Raw genomic sequence first — 21,356 nt, 5'->3', positions numbered from 1 at the left:
TCAATCAAAAAACAAATTTAATAATTTTCAAAATTATTAAATTAGTAGATACAGCAAATGTAAATGGGATGTAAATTTTATGAATCCTTTGACATGAAATTTGCACATTTAAAATTCAGAATATATTGAATGAATTAATAGGTACATTAGACTTCTTCTGAATTTTTTGGCTAAAAAATAAAACTTTAGGATTACTAAAAGTGAAAATAATTGTTCACAATAATTTTCAAATAGTACATAATATTCGAACAAATATAGTAAATAAGGTTAATAAAAGAGCTTTATACTATCGTTGTGGATAAGTAATTATACACATTTGGAAGGAGGAAATTAGTAATAGGTTATTAAATCGAGCAATTATAATGGAGGATTTGAAATGAAAAGAGGATTTTCAAGCTTGTTAATTGCATCAACAGTTTTAGCATCATCTGCAATTACACCAATTGCGCTAAATGATGTTCATGCAAAAACTGTACAGGTGCAAAAGGTAGAAAAGGGATCCATATTAGTTGACGGGAAAGCCAAGGCTATTTCATTTACTAAACAGAATAAGTTCAAACTTTATTCTGTAGAACAATTATCAAAACTTCTCTCTGCTAGTTATAAGTATAATAGCAAAACAAAGTCATATGAGCTTTCCAAAAAAATCAATAAAAAGCAAGTGCAACTATCGATTAAAGCGAATGTTGCAACGGTCATAATCAATGGTAAGAAATCAAAAATGAATGTTGCACCAAAGTTAGTTAGTAAAAAATTGTTTGCTGAACCGACTACAATTATAAAAGCGTTAGGTGCAGATTTTGACGGTAAGTTTTTGTCCCCAAATGGATTAGTAAATGGAGATACATTTGATCCACAATGGGTGAATGGTTCAAACATTTTAGTTTCAAATGAAGATGCCGAAAATAATAAAAGCTTATTACTAAATACAACTACGAAAAAAGTTACTTACACTGTTAATGCTTCAGGTTTAGTTGTATCTCCAAATGGAAAGCAAGCAATTTATTCCGATGAAAACGGGTTTGTTTATCTAGTCGATTTAGTTTCTAAAAGTAAACCGAAAGTACTAAATGATGAAGATGATTCAGTTAAATCTGAGTTTGTTTGGTCTCATGATGGAAAAATAGTCTATTTCCTTCAGGGAGATAAGAGTGACAAAGTGGGCTCAATCAAAGTTGCAGATGGTACTATATCAACAATCTTCTCAGATAGTTTCAGTTACAAAGCAGATTTGAGTTTATCTGTTGATGGCAAAAAGCTTTTATATACTGTTGGTAAAGAGGGAAGTACTACATTTACTGATGGTGAAAATCCTGAAGTTGACAATATTGATACAACAGGAACTGAACCTCAAATCTTTAGTGTAAATCTAACGGACACAACACCAACTGCAATAGCGCTTACAAATACTACTGATAATAAAGTTTTCCCTAGGTTTATTGCGAATGGAAATATTGTATTTTTAAGTGCAGAAGATGATGATGAAAATTTCCCAGAGCTTAAAATGATAGATAAAAACCAAAACGTTACATCACTTATTTCTACTAAGGAAATCGTTTATGCAGATGTGTCACCAAAAGGAGAAGTTTTAATCTTAGTATCTGAAGGTAACGGTAAATCTGTTATTTATAAAGTGAATACATCTACGAAAAAAATAACAAAAGTTGCTTCATCAAAATTAAAACTTACATCTTTTTCTATTTTAAATGATAAATCAATTGTTGCAACTACACCAGGAGCAAATGGTGATCAAGTAGCAGTATTGAAAAATGGATTGTTTGAATTATTAACTAAATAATAAAGGGGTAAATAAAAATGAAAATGTTCAAAAAAATTACACTTACAGCTTTATCTACAGTAGCAGCACTTGGTTTTACAATTGGTAGCGTTTCTTCATCAAATGCGAATGCAGCGTCATCAAATAAAATTGTTGTGGCAGGATCAACTGCATTACTTCCAGTTACACAACAAGCAGCAAAAGAATTCAAAAAATCAAATCCAAAAGTAAAAATCTCTGTATCTGGTTCTTCTTCTGTTGCAGGTCCACAATCCGTTTTAAAAGGCTCTGCTACAATTGGAGCAGTTGACTGGGACGCAACAAAAAATGTACCAGGATTTAAAGCGTTCAAAGGATTAAAAGCTCATAAAATTGCTGTTATTCCTTTTGCAACAATTGTAAACAAATCAAATCCTGTTAAAAACTTATCATCTTCACAACTACAAGGTATCTTCTCAGGTAAAATTACAAACTGGAAGCAAGTTGGTGGTAAAAACGCAAAAATCGTTGTAGTAAACCGTAAATTCGGCTCTGGTACTCGTGTTAACTATCAAATGAAAGCATTAAGCGGAAAAAGCTTTATGACTAAAGGTAACTATAAAGAAGTTGGTAAGAGCGGTGAAATGGTAACTTCTGTATCAACTAATCCTAATGCAATTGGTTATGTTGACTTAGCGTATGTAAAAGGCAATATTAAAGCAGTAAACTTCAATGGTGTAGCTGCAACGACAAGTAATGTAATTAGCGGTAAATACAAAGTATGGAGCTATGGTTACTTAGTAACAAAAGGCAATCCATCTGGCGCAAACGCAAAATACATTAAATATATCCAAAGCAGCAAATTCCAAAATGGTTCTTTAAAGAAATTAAAATTCATCCCAGTTAACAAAATGAAATAATATAGTACTTTCAAAAATGTAATATGATGTCAGTCTTATAGGCTGGCATCATATTTAATATATGGAGGATCTTATGGAGAGAATAGAATATGATTTGCAGGAACCCCAGCATCAAAAGCCAGAACTTTTCATCAATAGAGATAATGTAGTGCAAACAAAAGTCTATGTACATAATCGCTTGTTTAAATTATTTTGTACCTTGAGTGTTTTATTTATGGGGCTTGTCCTTCTCTCAATTATCGTTTTCATTGGACAGACGGGTTTGCTCGTTTTTCACGATGTCTCTTTTAAAGAATTCTTTTTCTCCAAAACGTGGGAACCATTCGAAGAAAAATATGGAGCTGCCACATTTATTATCGGAACATTGGAATTAACTGGAATCACGCTCTTGCTTGCTGCTCCCATTTCGATTGCAATTGCGATCTTCACTGCTGAAATTGCACCTGATTTTCTGAAAAGACTACTTCGTCCAATTTTAGACTTATTAGTTGGCATTCCTTCTATAGTATATGGCTATTTGGGTTTAACATTATTAATTCCCTTTATCAGAAAAATAACAGGGACAGATATGGGTGATGGTCTATTAGCAGCTGCATTAGTATTAGTGATTATGGTTTTACCGACAATTTCAAGAATAAGTGATGATGCCATCAGTGCGGTTTCACCTGAATTAAGGGAAGCAAGTTACGCATTAGGTGCTACTCGAATGCAAACAATTCTTGGCGTCGTGATTCCTCATGCACGTTCTGGTATTTTAACGGCAATCATTTTAGGTATGGCTAGAGCGTTAGGGGAAACAATGGCTGTTGTTATGGTTATTGGAAATACACCACAACTTGCGACAGACTTATTAACACCAACAGCTGTATTAACAAGTAATATTGTAAATCAAATCATAGATGTCGAATTCGATTCTACATGGAATTATGCTCTATATATGATGGCATTTCTACTACTGATTATTTCAAATGTACTAATTATTATAATAAGAAAGCTTCGTGCCAAAGGAGTATAAGAGATGAATAGAATTTTACCGGCTAATTTATATAAGAGGATAAATGGAATAAAAGATAAACTATTTACATTTTCCTTAGGGATTGTGACATTTCTCATCTTCATCGTGATAATTAGCTTATTAGCATATATTTTATCTAAAGGATTACCTAAGATTACTCCTTCTTTTTTAATCGATCTACCAGATGAGATTGAAAAAGGCGGTGGGGTTGGGCCATTTCTTTTTAATTCCTTCTATGTCTTATTGATTTCACTGATAATCTCTATTCCAATTGGAGTAGGGTCAGGCATCTATTTGGCTGAATATGCACCTGTCAATAAATTTACTGAGTTTATCAGGACATGTGTAGAAAGTTTAGCATCAGTTCCATCCATTGTATTTGGTCTTTTTGGTTATGTTTTGTTTGTCGATTTATTTGATATTGGATTAACAATATTAGGTGCTGGCATTACACTTTCTCTATTAAATCTACCTGTCATTGCTTCTGTAACAGAAGAAGCTGTACATGGTGTTGGTCATGAGTTAAGAGAGGCTTCTCTTGCAATAGGAGCGACGAAATCACAAACTATATTGAAAGTTGTAATTCCTGCAGCAATGACGGGTATTATTAGTGGCATTAGTCTTGCAACATGTCGTGCATTTGGTGAATCTGCATTAATATTACTGGTAGGTGGTACTGGTACTTCAGGAGATATGTGGGATTGGAATCCACTTTCTCAAGGTGGAACATTGCCTGTTCAGTTATGGTATGTTCAATCAGAAGCCCTTGTAGAGGATGCACCTGAAATTGCTCAAAAGGCATCTGCTTTATTAGTACTTATTACTTTACTGATAAGTCTTGTACTCAGACTCCCAATATGGATTCAAAATAGTCGATTTAAAACTCGTTCCCATCATACTAAATAAAGTTTTTTTGATTAAAAGGGCTGAAAGATATTTGCTTTTGGCCTTTTTATTTTGTAGATTCTTTGTGGAATAAATCAAAATTGTAGACATATATACTTATAGACTCACTTGAATTTTGAAACAAACAAAAAAAGGAGGTATGTTGATGGGGTTGCGCTTTTTGAAAATTGCGGTTGTATACTTTTTAATTGCGGTTTGTTTAGGGCTTGTAATGGGTATTATTCATAATTTTGCTTTTGCCTCAGTACATGCGCATTTAAATCTCCTCGGTTGGGTTTCCATGGCAATTTTCGGTATTATTTATTTACTATTCCCAAGTGCGGGAGAAACAGCATTAGCCAAAACTCATTTTTGGCTCCATAATCTCGGCTTACCGATTATGCAAATTTCATTATTTAGTATGATTCTTACAGAAAATGAAGCATTGACGATTGGCACGATAATTGGCTCTATAATGGTTGTTCTTGGTGTAATATTGTATGCAATCAATATTTTAAATGTAAAAGAAAGTCAATCACGGTTATCAAAATAAAAACAAATAAAATTGAAAAAGTTCCCTCAAGGGGAACTTTTTCAATTTTATTTAATTCTCTATTTAATTCATGATGTGTTATTCTATAAAAAATTCTTCTGAACGAAATTGAAATCTTGTGGAAGAAACATTTCACGGAAAAGTTCGTCTTTAATCATTAATGGGCTAGAAGTAAGGATGATTCTAAATGAAAAAATTCATTAAAATATTGATGGCTTTTGGAGCTTTTATGGGCTTTCTAGTTATAAATCAACAATGGTTACAATTAACAAAATATACGATTGTCGTTAAAAAGCTTCCGAAGAAAATGGATGGTTTACGAATTGTTCAAATTTCAGATTTACATCATGCCAGATTCGGTGACAGGCAAGCATATCTTATTAAAAAAGTGAATGAACAGAAACCGGATATCATTTTGATAACTGGTGATTTGGTTGATCGCTACAATTATGATTTGGAACGAAGTCTAGATGCAGTAAGAGGCTTTGTAAAAATTGCCCCCGTGTATTACATCACTGGCAATCATGAGGTATCGATTAATGATATCGATCACATTAAGTCAAGATTGTCAGAGCTTGGTGTCCATGTTTTATCAAACAGCTTTGAAAATTTCACAAAGAATGGGGCAACGATTCAGTTAATCGGGATTGATGATCCACTTAGTGGTAAAACAACAGAAGAGATGTTGAAAATAGCGAAGAAGAATACCAATCCATCGGAATTTCAAATCTTGCTTGCACATCGACCAGAGTATTATAAAGAATATGAACAGACTGGTGTTGACGTAACATTTAATGGCCATGCACATGGTGGTCAAATTCGAATCCCAGGTCTTGGTGGCCTAATTGATCATCAATTTAATTTATTCCCTGCACATATTGATGGGGTGGAACAAATAGGCGGTATGACACAAATAATCAGCCGAGGTCTTGGAAATAGCGGGGCAACATTCCGGATAAATAATCGACCTGAAATTGTATTGGCTGAGTTGCATGTGAAATAAGGACAGTTGTGTTGAAAGAGGTTTACTTATTGAGTAAGAACAATAAGTGAACCTCTTTTTATATTTGGATTGTAGCTTGATAAGCCCAACTCGCAGCACGATTAGAATTACTCAGGAAGAGCTTAGCATAACTCACAACTTGATTAGTAGTACTCATTTTTTGTTTAGCATTATCCCTTAAATTTAATTTCAATAAAAATCTAAATATTTTAGTGATTTTATTCAAATATTCGTTTGATTATTTAATCATCAGTGCATACAATAATATTAATAATCAAACAATCATTTGAATATTAAAATGTTTGGGGGGATTTTGTTGAAAGAAATTTGTGAAGTAACGTGTATACATGATGAAAAGGTGAACCATGTAAAAGAGCAATTGGATAAACAAAACTCAACAGAAGTCTCAAAAATTTTTAAGGCGCTTTCTGATGACACTAGGGTGAAAATTGCATATGCGTTAACTGTTGAAAACGAATTTTGCGTATGCGATGTGGCGAATATTATTGGGTCTACCACTGCTACCGCTTCTCATCATTTACGCTTATTGCGAAATTTAGGATTAGCTGAATATCGGAAAGAAGGCAAATTAGTTTATTACACCATTCAAAATAAATATTTTAAAAATTTAATCGATGTAGCGTTTTCACAATATAAAGAGGGTGAATCCATTGGATGAACCTCAGAATGAGAAACAAACGTATCGTGTAGAAGGGTTCTCCTGCGCTAATTGTGCAGGAAAGTTTGAACGAAATGTTAAAGAGTTACCAAATGTTGAAGATGCCAAAGTGAATTTTGGTGCTTCAAAAATTTCTGTTGTCGGAAGGGCAACTGTAAAGGAATTAGAAAAAGCAGGAGCATTCGAAAACTTAAAAGTAACGGTAGAACAGCCATTCCATGCAACACCTAAAGTAATAGAAAAGTCGAAAGAAAAGAAAGTTCCATTTTATATTAAACATAGTACACTCTTATATGCATCATTACTGATTGTACTAGGTTATATTTCACATTTTGTAAATGGTGAACAGAATTGGATTACAATTTTATTATTTTTGGTGTCAATTGTAATTGGGGGTTTCTCACTCTTTAAAGTGGGACTTCAAAATTTAACTCGATTTGACTTTGATATGAAAACATTAATGACTGTAGCTGTAATTGGAGCAGCAATTATTGGGCAATGGTCAGAAGCTGCTGTTGTTGTCATACTTTTTGCCATCAGTGAAGCACTTGAACGGTTTTCGATGGAGAAAGCGCGAAAGTCTATTCGTTCTTTGATGAATATCGCACCAAGAGAGGCAATTGTTCTGCGCAATGGTCATGAATTAACAGTGCCTGTTGAACAGATTAAAATTGGGGATATTATGATTGTCAAACCCGGACAAAAGATTGCTATGGATGGTGTTGTCGTTAAAGGAAATTCATCTGTTAATCAAGCAGCAATCACAGGAGAATCTGTTCCTGTAATGAAAACGATAGAGGATGAAGTCTTTGCTGGGACATTAAACGAAGCTGGAGTATTAGAAGTGAAGGTCACAAAGTATGTAGAAGATACAACAATTTCTAAGATAATACATCTGGTAGAGGAAGCTCAAGGAGAACGAGCACCATCACAGGCATTCATAGATAAATTTGCAAAATATTATACGCCAATTATTATGATGATTGCCTTATTCGTCGTAATCATTCCACCATTATTCTTTGGAGCTAACTTTTCAACTTGGTTGTACCAAGGATTGTCTATTTTAGTCGTTGGATGTCCGTGTGCTCTTGTTATTTCAACACCTATTACCATTGTTTCTGCTATAGGGAATGCTGCTAAAAAAGGTGTTCTTATTAAGGGCGGTAATTATCTTGAAGAAATGAGAGCTTTAAAAGCTATTGCTTTTGATAAGACAGGTACTTTAACAAAAGGAGTTCCTGTTGTAACAGATTTTGAAGTATTTGAGCCAAATGTTAATGAGAATGAAGTAATAGCTTTAATTGCTGCTCTTGAAAATCGTTCACAACATCCTCTTGCTTCAGCTATTTTACAAAAGGTAGAAGGATTACACATTTCATATAAGTCAATCAATGTAGAAAACTTTTCTTCAATTACAGGAAAAGGTGTAAAAGGATTGATAAATCAACTAGAATACTTGATTGGAAGTCCTAAATTATTTGAAGAATTACATGTTGATATGTCTGAACATATCCTTACACATATGCGTAAGCTTCAATCTGAATGTAAAACAGTTATGTTCTTTGGTACAAAAGAAAAAATTATTGCAGTACTTGCAATAGCTGATATCGTGAGAGAATCAAGTGAAGAAGTTATTTCGAAATTGCATGAAATGGGTGTTAAGAAAACGGTTATGCTTACGGGCGATAACATCGGTACTGCAAGAGCAATTGGTCAAAAAGTAGGCATATCTGAAATACGAGCAGAGTTAATGCCAGAAGAAAAATTAAATATTATTAAAGACTTACGAAAAGAATTTGGTAAAGTTGCGATGATAGGTGATGGTGTAAATGACGCACCTGCACTGGCAGCATCGAATGTTGGTATTGCAATGGGGGGTGCTGGAACGGATACAGCTCTTGAAACAGCAGATGTTGCCTTAATGGCAGATGATCTTCGGAAACTACCGTTTACCATAAAGCTAAGTCGTAGTGCATTAAATACCATTAAAGCAAATATTACGTTTGCTATACTTATTAAACTTGCTGCGCTAATTTTAGTAATCCCAGGTTGGTTAACATTATGGATTGCCATTATGTCTGACATGGGTGCTACTTTAATTGTCGCATTGAATGGATTGCGAATGATGAAAGTGAAAGAATAGTTCTAAACATCTGTTGAAGCACAGATTTCTTGAAAATGATATAGAATATGAACTAAAAAAGGTATACTCATTTTGACAAGAGTATACCTTTTGAATTTAACATATTTCATAGACTGGAGTAGAACGAATGATAAGTGTTGTTGAAAAACTAAAGATAAAAGCTAGGAAAATTAAACAAGATCTTTTTGTTTTAGTGGAAGCATATAAACATCCCAAAACTCCACTTTATATTAAAATGCTAGCTATTGTAGTGGTTGCTTATGCTTTTAGCCCAATTGATTTAATCCCTGATTTTATACCTGTCTTAGGGTATCTGGATGATATCATTTTGATTCCATTAGGTATTGTATTAGTAATGAAATTGATTCCAAAAGATGTGCTCTTGGAATGTCGCGAAATTGTTGCTCATTCAGAAAAGACTAAAAAGAAAAACTGGATTGCTGGAATAATTATTATCCTACTTTGGACCTGTCTTTTGTTATGGATTATTTCGTTAATTGTTTAAACTTTGTGCTCATTTTGAATTATTATGACAGGTATCTAAGGATAATACATATCCATATGAAAAAATCCCAAAACTATTCTGCTTATTACTATTGGTTTTTTACTCATCTTTAACCTACCGCAAATTTCCTAAAAGAAGGAATTTTTAAGTAGCCCACGAATATAAAACAACGAAATGGTATGGGGAATCTTCTTAATTTCGTTCGACATTGTTCTATTTTTTCTTGTTTTTTCTTACAGTGTAAATAGGGACTGTTGAGGAGGGGATACAATGCTTGTCGATGGGGTGTTTTCTGGTGGAGGAATCAAAGGATTTGCATTAGTAGGAGCTCTTCAAGTATTAGAGGAAAATGATATATATTTTGAACGTGTAGCTGGTACGAGTGCCGGTGCAATATTAGCTTGTTTTCTAGCTGCAGGTTATACTGCACATGAAATTGAAAAGATGCTAGATGAATTAGATGTTGCTACTTTTCTAGATCCTCCAAAGACGTTTTTTTCGATGCCTTTTATGAGATGGATTAATCTTTATTTCCGTATGGGAATTTATCAAGGAAAAGCATTAGAAAAATGGTTTTATGAAAAGCTTTCAGATAAAGATATTTATACGTTTGAGGATTTACCAGAAGGCTCTTTAAAGTTGATTGCATCGGATTTAACAAATGGGAAAATGTTGGTTTTGCCTGATGATTTAATTAATTATGGAATAGAACCGGGGGGGTTTTTAGTCTCAAAGGCGCTACGAATGAGTTGTGGTGTACCTTTTTTCTTTCAACCAGTGAAGTTAAGTGTGGCTGAAGGAGAATCCATTGTAGTAGATGGAGGCGTATTAAGTAATTTTCCGATTTGGTTATATGATATCGAATATGGAATTAGACCACGTCCAGTCATTGGATTGAAGCTAAGTCATCCACAAGAGCAAATGAAGCCACATAAAATTGAGAATGGTCTCAACTTGTTTGAAGCACTTTTTAGTACGATGCAAAATGCTCATGATGAGCGGTATATTTCAAGAAAACATGAAAAACATATAATTTTCATACCAGTTGAGAATTATAATGCAACTCAATTTGAATTAACTCAAGAAATGAAAGAGAATTTAATGGAAATTGGTAGAAATAAAGCAAAACAATTTTTGAAGAGTTGGACAGCGTCAGCGTTTTGACATTGTAAAAGGGGAAAAGAGATTGTGTATATCCAATCTCTTTTCTAGCTGTTCTAAAAAGCCTTATTTGTTAAGAAACGATAGATGGTTTTAAAACAAGTATCCCGATAGTATGAATGAAGACCATCATCGTTTCGCATCAACCATTGAATAAGAGAGCCATCGATAAAAGCGCGAATTGAATAAGTAGCTTGGTCTATATCCATATCTGCAAATTTGCCTTCTTCTTGACCCTTCTTAATAATTTGTCTTCCGATTGACCAACAATTTTCATAAAATTGGATATTAGTTTCACGAAATTGTTCGTTGTTATTCGCTTGAGCGAGAAATTCAAGGTAAACTCGGTAAAATTTGCGATTCTCACCTGGATTCGAAAAAGCCGCATTTACATAGGCCCGTAGTTGATCTACTGCATTGTTCTCTTGACTAATTGCCTCATTCTCTTTTTTATAAATTTTTTCAGTTACCCATTTGAGCAAATGGTAAAAAACATCTTCTTTATTTTGAAAATAGTAGCTTGTAACACCTTTGCTTACTTCTGCATAATTTGCGATATCTTGCAGGGTAACATTATGGAAACCTTTATCTGAAACAGCTTGAAAGGCAGCTCTTAAAATTTGTTCGCGCCGTTTTTCAGCCTTATTATTATTCATTAAACTCACCGTCCATTATAATTAATATTATACACAAAATCGGGCACATATTTAGTACTATTTTATTCTGACCGGTCAAAATTATATTGACCGGTCAAATTTTTATTGTTATGATTGAGTTAATAATGAAATCTTATACAAATGTGAAGGGAGTTATATCATGAATAAAAAGTTTGATGCACTAGTTGTAGATAAAAAGAACGATCAATTTTCAGTAGGGGTTCAACAGCTTTCACTCCAAGATTTACCTGAGGGAGAGGTGTTGATTCGCGTTCAGTATTCCGGCGTCAATTATAAAGATAGTCTTGCAACGATTCCTGATGGCAATATTGTTAGCCACTACCCATTTGTTCCCGGAATTGACTTAGCAGGTGTAGTCGTTTCATCAGATGATCCTCGTTTTGTTGAAGGGGATGAGGTTATTGCTACTAGCTATGAGATTGGTGTATCACATTTCGGGGGTTATAGTGAATACGCTCGGATTCCTGCAAAATGGATTGTGCCGCTTCCAGAAGGCCTTACGATGAGAGAAGCAATGATTATCGGTACAGCTGGTTTTACTGCAGCATTATCCGTTCAACGCTTAGAGGATAACCAAATAACAAATGATTTAGGTCCAGTTCTAGTTACTGGTGCAACGGGTGGCGTAGGGAGCTTTGCAGTATCAATTCTATCCACATTAGGTTATCAAGTTGAAGGAAGTACAGGAAAAACTTCAGAAAACGAATACCTAAAAAAATTAGGTGCACAAAGTGTAGTTTCAAGAGAAGACGTTTATAATGGTAAAATTAAAGCACTAGGTAAACAAAAATGGGCAGCAGCTGTAGATCCTGTAGGTGGTGAAGTGCTTGCATCTGTGATTAGTCAAATACAATATGGCGGTTCTGTAGCGACTACGGGTTTAACTGCAGGCAATAAAGTACCGACAACCATTTTCCCGTTTATCTTAAGAGGAGTCAACTTACTAGGAATTGATTCAGTTTACTGCCCAATGGAAAAAAGGGTGGAAACGTGGAATCGTTTAGCAACTGATTTTAAACCTGCAAACTTAGAAGAATTTGTTTTACAAGAAGTTTCACTACAACAACTACCAGAAGTTCTATCAACTTTACTAAAAGGACAAGCTCGCGGAAGAATTCTTGTGAAATTGTAATAAAAAAGTGACGAGATCATCCAGATCTCGTCACTTTTTTATATAATATTTATCTTCTTTTCTTATTTCGGTCATCTTTAAATACCGGTATTTTTTTCTTAACTATTTCAAATACCACTTTAACATGAAAAATGTTTTCACCAATTATATTGACTTCTACAACTTTCCCTTTTCGCCCCTTAATTTTCACCGGTGTATCAACTGAGGGAACACTTTCTAAAATCTGACTTAAGACATTTGTTCTATTTTCAAAAAAATGAACATATTTCATCGGCTGCTGTCTCCTTATACATAAGATGTCATTTCACAAAAGGATAATGATTATAGTATGAAGGAGGCTATAAATTGAAAAGTTGTCCGAGTAATTTTATTTAAGTTAGATGAAGGGGATTAATCAATTTTTTTACCCATAATTATTAAATCTCTTTTCACTCCGTCCAATTCAGCTACTTCTGGTAAATGTGCCCACTTTTCAAATTGGAAGCTTGCAAATAAGCGAAGACTTGGTTCATTATGTGCAAAGATGAAACCTAACAAGCGATTGATTTTTAACCCTTTACATGCATCAATGGCATATTTCAAAGTAGTTTTTCCAAGACCTCTTCCTCTATAATCTTCATGCAAATAGATACTTAATTCTGCTGTTGAATCATAAGCAGGTCTACCGTAGAAAGATTGGAAGCTAATCCAGCCACAAATTTCACCTTGATCTTCTACAACGAATAAGGGTCTTTTGGATGGGGTATGTTGATGGAACCATTCCATTCGATCATCAATTGAAACAGGATCTGTATCAGCGGTTACCATTCTACTTGCAATAGTGGAATTGTAAATATTAACAATCTCCGGTAAATCTTCAATCATTGCATTTCTAAATGTAAAAGTATTGTTCATTATCATTACCCCTTACTTATATTCTTGTTAATTATTTTAGCTCTTTCCGCTTACATAATAAATAATATTTTGTATAATAAAAATAATTTGAAATAATGTTAAGCGAAATAAGGTTTTCGATACATTTCATTTAATAATTTACATTTATTTATGTGGTTTTTTGAAGAATAGAAAGAGGGAGGAAAAAGAGTGGAGTCAGTAACAAATAAAATTCTTGATGAGTTGGATATTCAAATCTTAAATAGCTTGCAAAAGGATGCGAGTATAAGTTATGCGGAGATAGCTAAACAAGTAAATTTGTCCCCTCCAGCAATTCATGCGCGGATTAAACGATTAGAAAAAGAAGGCTACATACAGCAGCAGGTTACAATCTTAAATCAAGAAAAACTAGGATTTGAGTTATTAACTTTCATTTTCATTAGTACAACGATTCATCAAGCTGAGCAGTTAGAAATATTGGAGACGGAGCTTTCATCCATCCCTGAAATTCTAGAATGCCATTGTTTAACAGGAGAACATGATTATCTCCTAAAGGTGGTCAATAGAGGTAGAAAGGAATTAGAAAGCTTTATCCGAAAACTCAACAAGCTTGGCATAACGCGTATCCAAACTAGTTTGGCTTTAAGAGAGGTCAAAAACTCTACCATTTTACCTATACTTGAAAACCATAATCTTTAGGAGATTGATTTTAAATATTAGTTAACTATATGAGAAAAAGCATTATTTTTTTGTAATACTTTCAATAATCCATAGCCCATTAAGGCACCAGTAAACGAACTAATGGCAAAAGCGGGGACGAGGCCAAATAATGTAGATGCTTTGCCTAAAAATAAAATGGCAATCGGATAAGTGGCCATAGCGCCTAGGATGCCAGTTCCAAAGATTTCACCTAGACCTGCAAACGCTAGTCTCTTTGTTTTTGTATAGAGTATCGCAGACAAACATGCTCCAATCATACTACCAGGATACGCAAACACAGTTCCTGTCCCCAGCATTATGCGTAAAGATGAGGACATAAAAGCTTGCAACACTGCGTACCAAGGTCCAAGAAGAACAGCTGATAAAATATTGGCAAAGTGTTGGATTGGAAAGACTTTAACAAATCCTAATGGAATATATACCATACTACTAGAGATAGTTGTGATAGCAGCAATAATGGCAGTGTAGGTAAGTTTTCTTGTTTTATTCATATTTTTCATTTAGACCAAGCCCCTCTGAAATTATTTTGATACGATATTATCAATTACTTCACTAGGTTTAACTTGTTTTTTAATAACCCCTCTTTGATAAAGCCAATCAGATGCTTTTTTCCAAGCTTCTTGGTCTTGATAGCCAAAAGGTACTCCTTTTTCTTCCATGAGAGGTAGAAGGATTTGTAAACTTTTTGTTTCAACTTCTTTATCTAAAGGAAAACTATCATTTTCATGATCTAGTAAAACTTGTAATCCTTCTTTTGGATTTTGTTTTACGTATTCTTGGCCTTTTGTTACAGCAGTCCAGAATCGCTTAATTGCATCTTTCTTTTCATGTAAAGTTTTTTCACCTGTTACTAGAATTAGTTCATAATTATCAGGTACGCCATAGTCACTGTTTTTGATGGTCATCATATCATAACCTTCTTTATTTAAAAGAACATATTCATGGTTAATATAGCCACCTGTAATCGCATCTACATGGTCTGTCGCAACTGATGAAATTAAATCCCAACCGACATCAGTCATTTTGACTTTGCTAAAATCCCCACCGTCTGCTTCAACCATTGTTTTGACAGTAGCTTCGCTTAATTCGCTTGATGAATAACCAACGTTTTTCCCTTCTAAATCCTTAGGTGATTTGATTCCTGCTGATTTTTTCATCATGAGTTGGTCTAGTGAATGTCTAACTAAAACAGCCACAGAAACGACTGGAATTCCTTCTGATTTTGATAAAATTGTTTGATTTTGATAACTAATAGCTAAATCGACTTTCCCAGTTGCAGCAAGTTTAATAGGATCATTGGTATCAGCGGGCATTTCGATTTTGACATTTAGGCCTTGGTCCTTAAAATAGCCTTTTTCTTGTGCTGCATAGATGGCAGAATGTACAGCATTTGGGTACCAGTCGAGCATGATGCTGATATTGTCTAATTTTTTCCCATTTTCATCAGTCGATTTTGATTGAGTTTTTCCACTACATCCTGCCATGAGGACGAGTAGTGATAGTAATAAAGAATATGTAATCCATTTTTTCATTTTGGAATGCTCCTATTTCTATTAGATTTGTATTTCACGGGATGAAGAAAATCTTACATTAGTGAAGGTTCACTTTATTGGTGATTCTTTTTTCAAACCAAGTGGCTAGTGCAAATAGTAAAATGCCTACGATAGTTAAGAGTGTGATCGCAGCAAAGACCCCTTCCGAGTTTAAATTTCCAGACATTCTTCGGCTATAATATCCTAAGCCTTGACTTGCTCCTAGCCATTCTCCAATGGTTGCCCCAACAAGTGCAAAAACAATGGCCATCTTAAATCCAGAAAAAAAAGAAGGTAGTGCCATTGGAATATGTAGCTTTTGAAAAACTTGAAAACGAGTAGCCCCCATTGAACGTAATAACTCGATATACTCCTGATTACATGACTTCAGTCCATCATAAGTACCTACGACAATTGGGAAGAAACAAATAAGGACTGTGACAGCAACTTTACTCCAGATGGAATACCCAAACCACAAAACAAAAATAGGGGAAATGGCAATAATCGGAATCATTTGCGAGATGACAACCGCAGGATATACAATTTTTTCAATAGTTTTTGAAAAGAACATGCTAACTGCAAGTATTACACCACCTATAACGGCTATTAAAAACCCAATGATAAACTCCAGCATAGTAGCACTTAAATGTTCAAAAATTAGCGGTTGCCAATTGTCTATTATCATTCTTAGTACCCCAGTTGGTGCAGGAATGATAAAGCTTGGGACGATTGTCAAACGTACAAGCAATTCAACAATCGCTAGTAGAATAATAGAAACAATGATAAATAAACTATAGGTTTGTAGAAAGTTCTTAATCTGTTTCATTGGCAATCTTTAACTCCAATTCTTGTCGTAATTCAATTATTTTTTGAGAATGTAACATTTTCGCAGCGCGAGGTCTCGGCAAATCAACAGAAATCTCTTCTATTTGAAAATTAGGATGAAGGAGTATGATGCGATCGCTTAAATAAATCGCTTCTTCCAAATCATGCGTAATAAAACATATTGTTTTCTTTAAATCTTGCCAAATCGATAAAAGCCATGTTTGCATTTCTTTTTTCGTTATACTATCTAGTGCACCAAATGGTTCATCTAATAATAGGATATTTTTTCCAGTTAATAATGCTCTTAGAAATGATGCTCGTTGTTTCATTCCACCGGATAGTTGTTTTGGTAGAGCATTTTCGTATTCTGATAATCCAACTCGTTTTAACCAAGTTCTCGCTTCATCTTTTGAAATGTTCAGGTCTTTTTGAATTTCGGACGCGATTAGGATGTTATCTAGGATTGTACGCCAAGGGAGTAGTAGATCCTTCTGTGGCATATAACCGACATCGCCAAGTGTTATGTACTTTTGATCAATTTGAATTTGTCCTTCAGAAGGAACTAGGAGGCCTGCGATAAGTCGTAAGATTGTACTTTTTCCAGTTCCACTTTTACCGATGATCGAGACAAATTCACCGTTTTGTACTTCCAGATTTAGATTTGAGATTACTTTGTTTTTTTGTTTTTGTTCGTTTGTGAAACTGTAGGAGACATCTTTGAGAATAAGTGTCATTTTGTTACTCCTTTCTTTTTTTAATGACTTAAAAAAACTGCTTTCTATTAAAGAAAGCAGTTTCAAAAGAATTACTCAGATAACAATATCTGTGAAACTACTTTCCTACGCTAGAATTGTCTAGTTCAGGTTCAAAGGGTACAATCTCAGCCTAATGGCGCCCCTAGTAGGTTGTTGTTATTCAATTTTGAAAATAAAAAAATCCCCACTAACAAAGTCAGTGGGGTATGTATAATAAATTCATTAAACATGTCTCACTTCCCTCCGCTAGTATAAACTAGATCAGGTTCAAAGGGTTTAGAACGATTGTTCAGTCTCAGTCCTCATCGGGACACCCCTAGTGGTGCTATTTAGTTTCCATTAATAGCTTATCATGTAATTTATTTTATGCAAGGGTTTTTATATCTGAAAGTTTGTTACCTTAATAGATTGTTGTTGGAAGAGATTTCAACATCTCTACGGAACAAAAATAAAGCCCTAATACATAATGTATTAAGGCTTAGCAATCAACAAGTCATTTATTTTTATTATGTGACTCTAGATTCTTGTAGCTTGAATTATTTTGGTTGTTAGCCTCGAATTCAGCACCAAATTCTTCATTTGAATTTTGGTTTTGGTTGTTCGTATTATTTTGGTTTGCAAAATCATTGCTTTTATGTGTTTTGTTTTTTTGATTATATCCACTACGTTTTGGCATGGTTAATCACCTCCCAGAAATTAATGTGCTCAATATGTAAAAGATTTATTCTTTAATAATTAGCACTTAGATAAATGGAGAAAAAGTACTGTATTTCTCTTATTATTTTCCACTACGGATAATTGAATAATGTAAACAAAATTAAACAAACTAACGTAGTAATTCAAAAAATCATTTTTTGGAGGTTTTTTATAATGAATCAACATACACCAAACCCAGATGACCGTTCTAACAATGTGGAGCGTTTAAAACAAATGGCTAAAAATACGAAGAAGAATATAAAAGAAGCGGAATTTAGTATGGAATTTGCAGGACCTGAAGAAGCTCAAAAAATTAAAGAAAAAAATGAACGTAGAAATCAAGCACTTGATGCATTTATTGCAGAAATGCATGATGAAGCAGAAGCACGAAAACGAGGACAACAATAATTTAGTTAAAGGCTGTGGCAAAAGGATGAATATCCAAAATTTTGTGCCACAGCTTTTTACTTTTTCTTTATTGTATAAAGTGTGCAATCCTTAACAAACTAATACAGTAATGAAAACATCGCAGGAGGACTCTTAAAATGAAAAAACCAAAAAATAAACAATCTAATAGTGCAGCACCAATCCAAAATATGATTGAAAATACAAGAAAGAATATGAGCGAAGCTGAAATCAGCATGGAATTTGCTGGTAAGGAAGAACTTGAGCATCTAGAAGAAAAGAATTACCGTCGACAACGAGAAATTCAAATAAAGGAAAAAGAAATTGCGGATAAGGCCGCAGAAAAGGCTTGGAGAGATAGCTTTAAATAGGGAATAGAAATAGAAGCTGTGATGGAAGTATATTATTCTTCACAGCTTTTTGAATTGGTAAGTCAAGCGGTATGGTTGATGGGACAGGTGCAATGATTGTTACTTCCGGTGATTATACAAAAGAAAACAATCTAAAACCTATTGCTCGCCTGAAATCATGGGGAATTGTCGGTGTAGAGCTAAAATATATGTGCACCGGATCAGTTCCTGCGATTCAAAATATTTGGCTTGTCAAAAGGAATTAGGATTTGATTTAGAAAAATGGAATGTGAATGGTGGTGCAGTTGCACTTGGACATCCCTTAGCTGCCAGTGACGTTAGAATATCACTAACATTATTATATGAATTAAGACGTAGAAAGGAAAAATATGGTGTGAGTGCAGTTTGTATTGGTGGTGGCCAAGGGATAGCTGCAGTGTGGGAAAATTTAGATTTCTGATGATATAAAAAAATGGAATTTCAGGAAATGCAAGAGTTTTTTTAAATTTCATATTAATAATAATTAAAAACTCAGCACCCTTCTTAAGAGAAGATTAGCTGAGTTTTAATTTTTTCGATAATGTGTTGAACCCTTCAGTAACAGTTAGTACATCAACATAGCCTTTGAAAATTCAATTTGTATATTGCATTATTGGTTATTTATTGAAGTCTTGTGTATTGCTTTTTTGTAAAGTAAGAAATTTTTACATTTTCAGTTAATTATTTATGTTAAAATTAAAAAAGTTCCATATATTCATTTAATTTAGGTGGATAGGGTAACTAATACATAAAAAAGAGGTAGATAATATGAATTTAGAATTAGCAAAAAAGTTGATTGCTGCTGCAGAAAGCGAAGCGGTAGCACGTGATTTAAAAATGGTCATTTCAATCGTAGATGAAGGAGGCAATTTAGTTGCAGTGCATCGCATGGATGATGCATGGATCGGTAGTGTTGACATTGCACAAGGAAAAGCATGGACAGCTGTTGCTTTCAAACTTGAAACAGAACTTTTAGAAGCTGCAACAATTCCTGGAGCAGAACTTTATGGCATCAACACTACAAATAATGGTAAAGTAGTTGTCTTCGGCGGTGGTATTCCATTGGTACAAGACGGTAAAGTAGTGGGTGCAATTGGTGTCAGTGGTAGCTCAGTTCCAAATGATGTTGCCGTTGCAAAAGCTGGGGCAAAAGCATTCGAACAAGAATTGGTAGTAAACGCATAATAATTTTGAATTTCTAGATTTTAATAAAACAGGCTCAAGGAAAATAACTTGAGCCTGTTTTGTCTTTTAATTGCATATATTAAGGATTAATCTTCATTAATAATTTCCTTCAATATTTCATAGGAGCGTTTTTGTTTTTCTATATCATAAATATACGAGACAACCATGATTTCCTGAACATCGTATTTTTCTTGGAATTCTGTCAGCTGATTCCGTACTGATTCTTTATCTCCTAAAAATGTAATACTTGATCTTGAGTTAAGCATTTCTTTTTCCGCAGCATTACAAATTTCATTGATATCATCTACAGGTGGTTGTAAAGGAGTATTAGTCCGTCTTATTATATTAAGGAAAAATTGTTCCATTGTTGTTGATAATTTTGCAGCCTCTTCATTTGTTTCGGCTGCAATCACATTTAAGCAAACCATCATATATGGACTGTCCAGATATTGAGATGGTTTGAAGTTTTGACGATAGATTGATATTGCCACTTCCATTTGTTGCGATGCAAAATGGGAAGCAAATACATAAGGTAACCCTAAATTTGCTGCTAAGTATGCGGAGTCGGTAGAAGAACCTAGAATATAAATTGGGATATTTGTTCCAACGCCTGGATAAGCCTTCACATAACTTTGTTGTTCGGCTGGACCAAAGTAGGTAAGTAGTGAACTTACATCATCAGGAAATGTATAGACCGAATCGTTTTTTGATCGTCTAAGCGCACTTGCAGTGAACATATCTGTACCAGGAGCACGGCCAAGGCCAAGGTCAAGACGATTAGGATAAATAGTTGCCATTGTACCGAATTGTTCTGCTACAACTAATGGCGAATGATTTGGTAACATAATACCACCTGACCCAACACGGATATGATTGGTATGTTCTAATGTATGTTTAATTAATATAGATGTAGCCGAACTTACTAAAGTTGAAGAATTATGATGTTCCGCAATCCAGTAACGAGTATACCCCATATTTTCTACAGACTGTGCAAGGTCAATCATTGAATCAATTGCTTGTTTCGCATTTTGTCCTTGACGGATAGGGGCAAGATTCAATACGGAAAGTGGTATATTGATATTTGCCATTTAATTTATCCCTCCATATTTAAAGTTTAGACTGCTTTATAAATATCTTATTTAGTTATGTTTTTATGCAAAACTCTAAGAATATTATTTTCGCTTATCGAAACAAAGGTATAATACCAAATTATTCTTGTCAACAAATTAACCTTTCTATTAAATTGAATTTTTTAGTAGTTTTAATGTTTAAGAGTCTATATAAAGTGGTATATGAAAAACAAGAAACAAAAATCTGATAAGGAGGAAATTATATGTCTGAAAAGACTAATATACCAAAATCACATGGCCGTTTTGACACTGCAGAAGATGGAGAAGAATTTGTCAATATAGAGGAAAAGCATGACCAAATACAAGACAAAAAGCAAGACGAAGAGAAGACTATGAAGGAGAAGAAAGAACAAGCAAATCAAGTAGCACGACAAAATTTAGAATAGAATAATTATTTGTTTTGGCGGTAAAATGTGA

25 protein-coding genes, 1 pseudogene and 2 riboswitches are annotated in these 21,356 nt (G+C 34.0%); of the genes and pseudogenes, 17 read left to right on the top strand and 9 right to left on the bottom strand.

Annotated features, from left to right (window positions below; all coding sequences use genetic code 11):
• Positions 1-376 precede the first annotated feature (376 nt).
• From ACWV26_RS12500 to ACWV26_RS12455, 10 genes are all read left to right on the top strand, one after another.
• Positions 377-1,798 (top strand): stalk domain-containing protein, encoded by a 1,422-nt coding sequence (locus tag ACWV26_RS12500; RefSeq protein WP_455895066.1) that lies wholly within the window; start codon positions 377-379, stop codon positions 1,796-1,798.
• Between the two features lie 17 nt (positions 1,799-1,815).
• A complete protein-coding gene (locus ACWV26_RS12495) occupies positions 1,816-2,676 on the top strand; it encodes a phosphate ABC transporter substrate-binding protein (protein ID WP_455895065.1) in 861 nt (286 codons plus the stop codon).
• 73 nt (positions 2,677-2,749) lie between these two features.
• The gene (gene pstC / locus ACWV26_RS12490; RefSeq protein WP_455895064.1) at positions 2,750-3,691 is read left to right on the top strand and encodes a phosphate ABC transporter permease subunit PstC; all 942 of its coding nucleotides are present in this window, start codon (positions 2,750-2,752) and stop codon (positions 3,689-3,691) included.
• A 3-nt stretch (positions 3,692-3,694) separates the two neighbouring features.
• Entirely contained in the window at positions 3,695-4,597 is a 903-nt protein-coding gene (gene pstA / locus ACWV26_RS12485; RefSeq protein WP_455895063.1) for a phosphate ABC transporter permease PstA, read from the top strand.
• Positions 4,598-4,742: 145 nt separating this feature from the next.
• Entirely contained in the window at positions 4,743-5,129 is a 387-nt protein-coding gene (locus tag ACWV26_RS12480; RefSeq protein WP_455895062.1) for a cytochrome-c oxidase, read from the top strand.
• Positions 5,130-5,316: 187 nt separating this feature from the next.
• Positions 5,317-6,132 (top strand): metallophosphoesterase, encoded by an 816-nt coding sequence (locus tag ACWV26_RS12475; protein WP_455895061.1) that lies wholly within the window; start codon positions 5,317-5,319, stop codon positions 6,130-6,132.
• A gap of 313 nt (positions 6,133-6,445) precedes the next feature.
• A complete protein-coding gene (locus ACWV26_RS12470) occupies positions 6,446-6,811 on the top strand; it encodes an ArsR/SmtB family transcription factor (RefSeq protein WP_455895060.1) in 366 nt (121 codons plus the stop codon).
• Positions 6,795-8,954 (top strand): heavy metal translocating P-type ATPase, encoded by a 2,160-nt coding sequence (locus ACWV26_RS12465; protein ID WP_455895059.1) that lies wholly within the window; start codon positions 6,795-6,797, stop codon positions 8,952-8,954. The genes ACWV26_RS12470 and ACWV26_RS12465 overlap by 17 nt, the downstream gene beginning before the upstream one ends.
• A 127-nt stretch (positions 8,955-9,081) precedes the next feature.
• Positions 9,082-9,459 carry a YkvA family protein gene (locus ACWV26_RS12460; RefSeq protein WP_455895058.1) on the top strand — a complete coding sequence of 126 codons (378 nt, stop codon included), beginning with the start codon at positions 9,082-9,084 and terminating at the stop codon, positions 9,457-9,459.
• 270 nt (positions 9,460-9,729) lie between these two features.
• Entirely contained in the window at positions 9,730-10,623 is an 894-nt protein-coding gene (locus tag ACWV26_RS12455) for a patatin-like phospholipase family protein (RefSeq protein ID WP_455895057.1), read from the top strand.
• A 53-nt stretch (positions 10,624-10,676) separates the two neighbouring features.
• On the opposite strand, the gene ACWV26_RS12450 is transcribed toward ACWV26_RS12455, so the two are convergent.
• Positions 10,677-11,276, bottom strand: coding sequence for a TetR/AcrR family transcriptional regulator (locus tag ACWV26_RS12450; RefSeq protein WP_455895056.1), 600 nt, complete (start codon positions 11,274-11,276; stop codon positions 10,677-10,679).
• A 160-nt stretch (positions 11,277-11,436) separates the two neighbouring features.
• Here ACWV26_RS12450 and ACWV26_RS12445 point away from each other — a divergent pair, with 160 nt between their 5' ends.
• Complete coding sequence (locus tag ACWV26_RS12445; RefSeq protein WP_455895055.1) at positions 11,437-12,429, top strand: NADPH:quinone oxidoreductase family protein; 993 nt, start codon at positions 11,437-11,439, stop codon at positions 12,427-12,429.
• Between the two features lie 49 nt (positions 12,430-12,478).
• On the opposite strand, the gene ACWV26_RS12440 is transcribed toward ACWV26_RS12445, so the two are convergent.
• Positions 12,479-12,700 (bottom strand): hypothetical protein, encoded by a 222-nt coding sequence (locus ACWV26_RS12440; protein ID WP_455895054.1) that lies wholly within the window; start codon positions 12,698-12,700, stop codon positions 12,479-12,481.
• 119 nt (positions 12,701-12,819) lie between these two features.
• Positions 12,820-13,323 carry an N-acetyltransferase family protein gene (locus tag ACWV26_RS12435; RefSeq protein ID WP_455895053.1) on the bottom strand — a complete coding sequence of 168 codons (504 nt, stop codon included), beginning with the start codon at positions 13,321-13,323 and terminating at the stop codon, positions 12,820-12,822.
• Positions 13,324-13,512: 189 nt separating this feature from the next.
• Between ACWV26_RS12435 and ACWV26_RS12430 the strand changes: the two genes are divergently transcribed.
• Positions 13,513-14,001, top strand: coding sequence for an Lrp/AsnC family transcriptional regulator (locus ACWV26_RS12430; RefSeq protein WP_455895052.1), 489 nt, complete (start codon positions 13,513-13,515; stop codon positions 13,999-14,001).
• Positions 14,002-14,018: 17 nt separating this feature from the next.
• Here ACWV26_RS12430 and thiW read toward each other — a convergent pair whose 3' ends face one another.
• From thiW to ACWV26_RS12405, 5 genes are all read right to left on the bottom strand, one after another.
• Positions 14,019-14,513 carry an energy coupling factor transporter S component ThiW gene (thiW, locus tag ACWV26_RS12425; RefSeq protein ID WP_455898246.1) on the bottom strand — a complete coding sequence of 165 codons (495 nt, stop codon included), beginning with the start codon at positions 14,511-14,513 and terminating at the stop codon, positions 14,019-14,021.
• Positions 14,514-14,543: 30 nt separating this feature from the next.
• Positions 14,544-15,554: an ABC transporter substrate-binding protein gene (locus ACWV26_RS12420; protein WP_455895051.1), complete on the bottom strand. Its 1,011-nt coding sequence runs from the start codon at positions 15,552-15,554 to the stop codon at positions 14,544-14,546.
• A gap of 58 nt (positions 15,555-15,612) precedes the next feature.
• Positions 15,613-16,380, bottom strand: a complete 768-nt coding sequence (locus ACWV26_RS12415; RefSeq protein ID WP_455895050.1) for an ABC transporter permease — start codon at positions 16,378-16,380, stop codon at positions 15,613-15,615.
• Positions 16,367-17,113: an ABC transporter ATP-binding protein gene (locus tag ACWV26_RS12410; protein ID WP_455895049.1), complete on the bottom strand. Its 747-nt coding sequence runs from the start codon at positions 17,111-17,113 to the stop codon at positions 16,367-16,369. Before ACWV26_RS12410 ends, ACWV26_RS12415 begins: the two co-directional genes overlap by 14 nt.
• Before the next feature lie 85 nt (positions 17,114-17,198).
• Positions 17,199-17,288: riboswitch (TPP riboswitch) on the bottom strand.
• A gap of 67 nt (positions 17,289-17,355) precedes the next feature.
• A riboswitch (TPP riboswitch) is annotated at positions 17,356-17,462 on the bottom strand.
• A gap of 165 nt (positions 17,463-17,627) precedes the next feature.
• Positions 17,628-17,810 (bottom strand): hypothetical protein, encoded by a 183-nt coding sequence (locus ACWV26_RS12405; RefSeq protein WP_455895048.1) that lies wholly within the window; start codon positions 17,808-17,810, stop codon positions 17,628-17,630.
• A 194-nt stretch (positions 17,811-18,004) separates the two neighbouring features.
• Here ACWV26_RS12405 and tlp point away from each other — a divergent pair, with 194 nt between their 5' ends.
• The 4 genes and pseudogenes from tlp (at position 18,005) to ACWV26_RS12385 (ending at position 19,809) form a co-directional block, all read left to right on the top strand.
• Entirely contained in the window at positions 18,005-18,238 is a 234-nt protein-coding gene (gene tlp, locus ACWV26_RS12400; RefSeq protein WP_455895047.1) for a small acid-soluble spore protein Tlp, read from the top strand.
• A 137-nt stretch (positions 18,239-18,375) separates the two neighbouring features.
• Positions 18,376-18,606 carry a spore protein Tlp gene (locus ACWV26_RS12395; RefSeq protein WP_455895046.1) on the top strand — a complete coding sequence of 77 codons (231 nt, stop codon included), beginning with the start codon at positions 18,376-18,378 and terminating at the stop codon, positions 18,604-18,606.
• 56 nt (positions 18,607-18,662) lie between these two features.
• A pseudogene (locus ACWV26_RS12390) lies at positions 18,663-19,045 on the top strand (acetyl-CoA C-acyltransferase); the annotation flags it as partial.
• A gap of 347 nt (positions 19,046-19,392) precedes the next feature.
• Positions 19,393-19,809, top strand: a complete 417-nt coding sequence (locus ACWV26_RS12385) for a GlcG/HbpS family heme-binding protein (RefSeq protein WP_455895045.1) — start codon at positions 19,393-19,395, stop codon at positions 19,807-19,809.
• Positions 19,810-19,895: 86 nt separating this feature from the next.
• Here ACWV26_RS12385 and ACWV26_RS12380 read toward each other — a convergent pair whose 3' ends face one another.
• Entirely contained in the window at positions 19,896-20,897 is a 1,002-nt protein-coding gene (locus ACWV26_RS12380) for an LLM class flavin-dependent oxidoreductase (RefSeq protein ID WP_455895044.1), read from the bottom strand.
• A gap of 245 nt (positions 20,898-21,142) precedes the next feature.
• Here ACWV26_RS12380 and ACWV26_RS12375 point away from each other — a divergent pair, with 245 nt between their 5' ends.
• Positions 21,143-21,325 carry a hypothetical protein gene (locus ACWV26_RS12375; RefSeq protein WP_455895043.1) on the top strand — a complete coding sequence of 61 codons (183 nt, stop codon included), beginning with the start codon at positions 21,143-21,145 and terminating at the stop codon, positions 21,323-21,325.
• Positions 21,326-21,356: the final 31 nt, after the last annotated feature.

The sequence above is a fragment of the Rummeliibacillus sp. JY-2-4R genome (genome assembly GCF_053847205.1).
The sequence above is the reverse complement of the archived record's forward strand: the minus strand, read 5'-3'. Positions and strand labels throughout refer to the sequence as shown.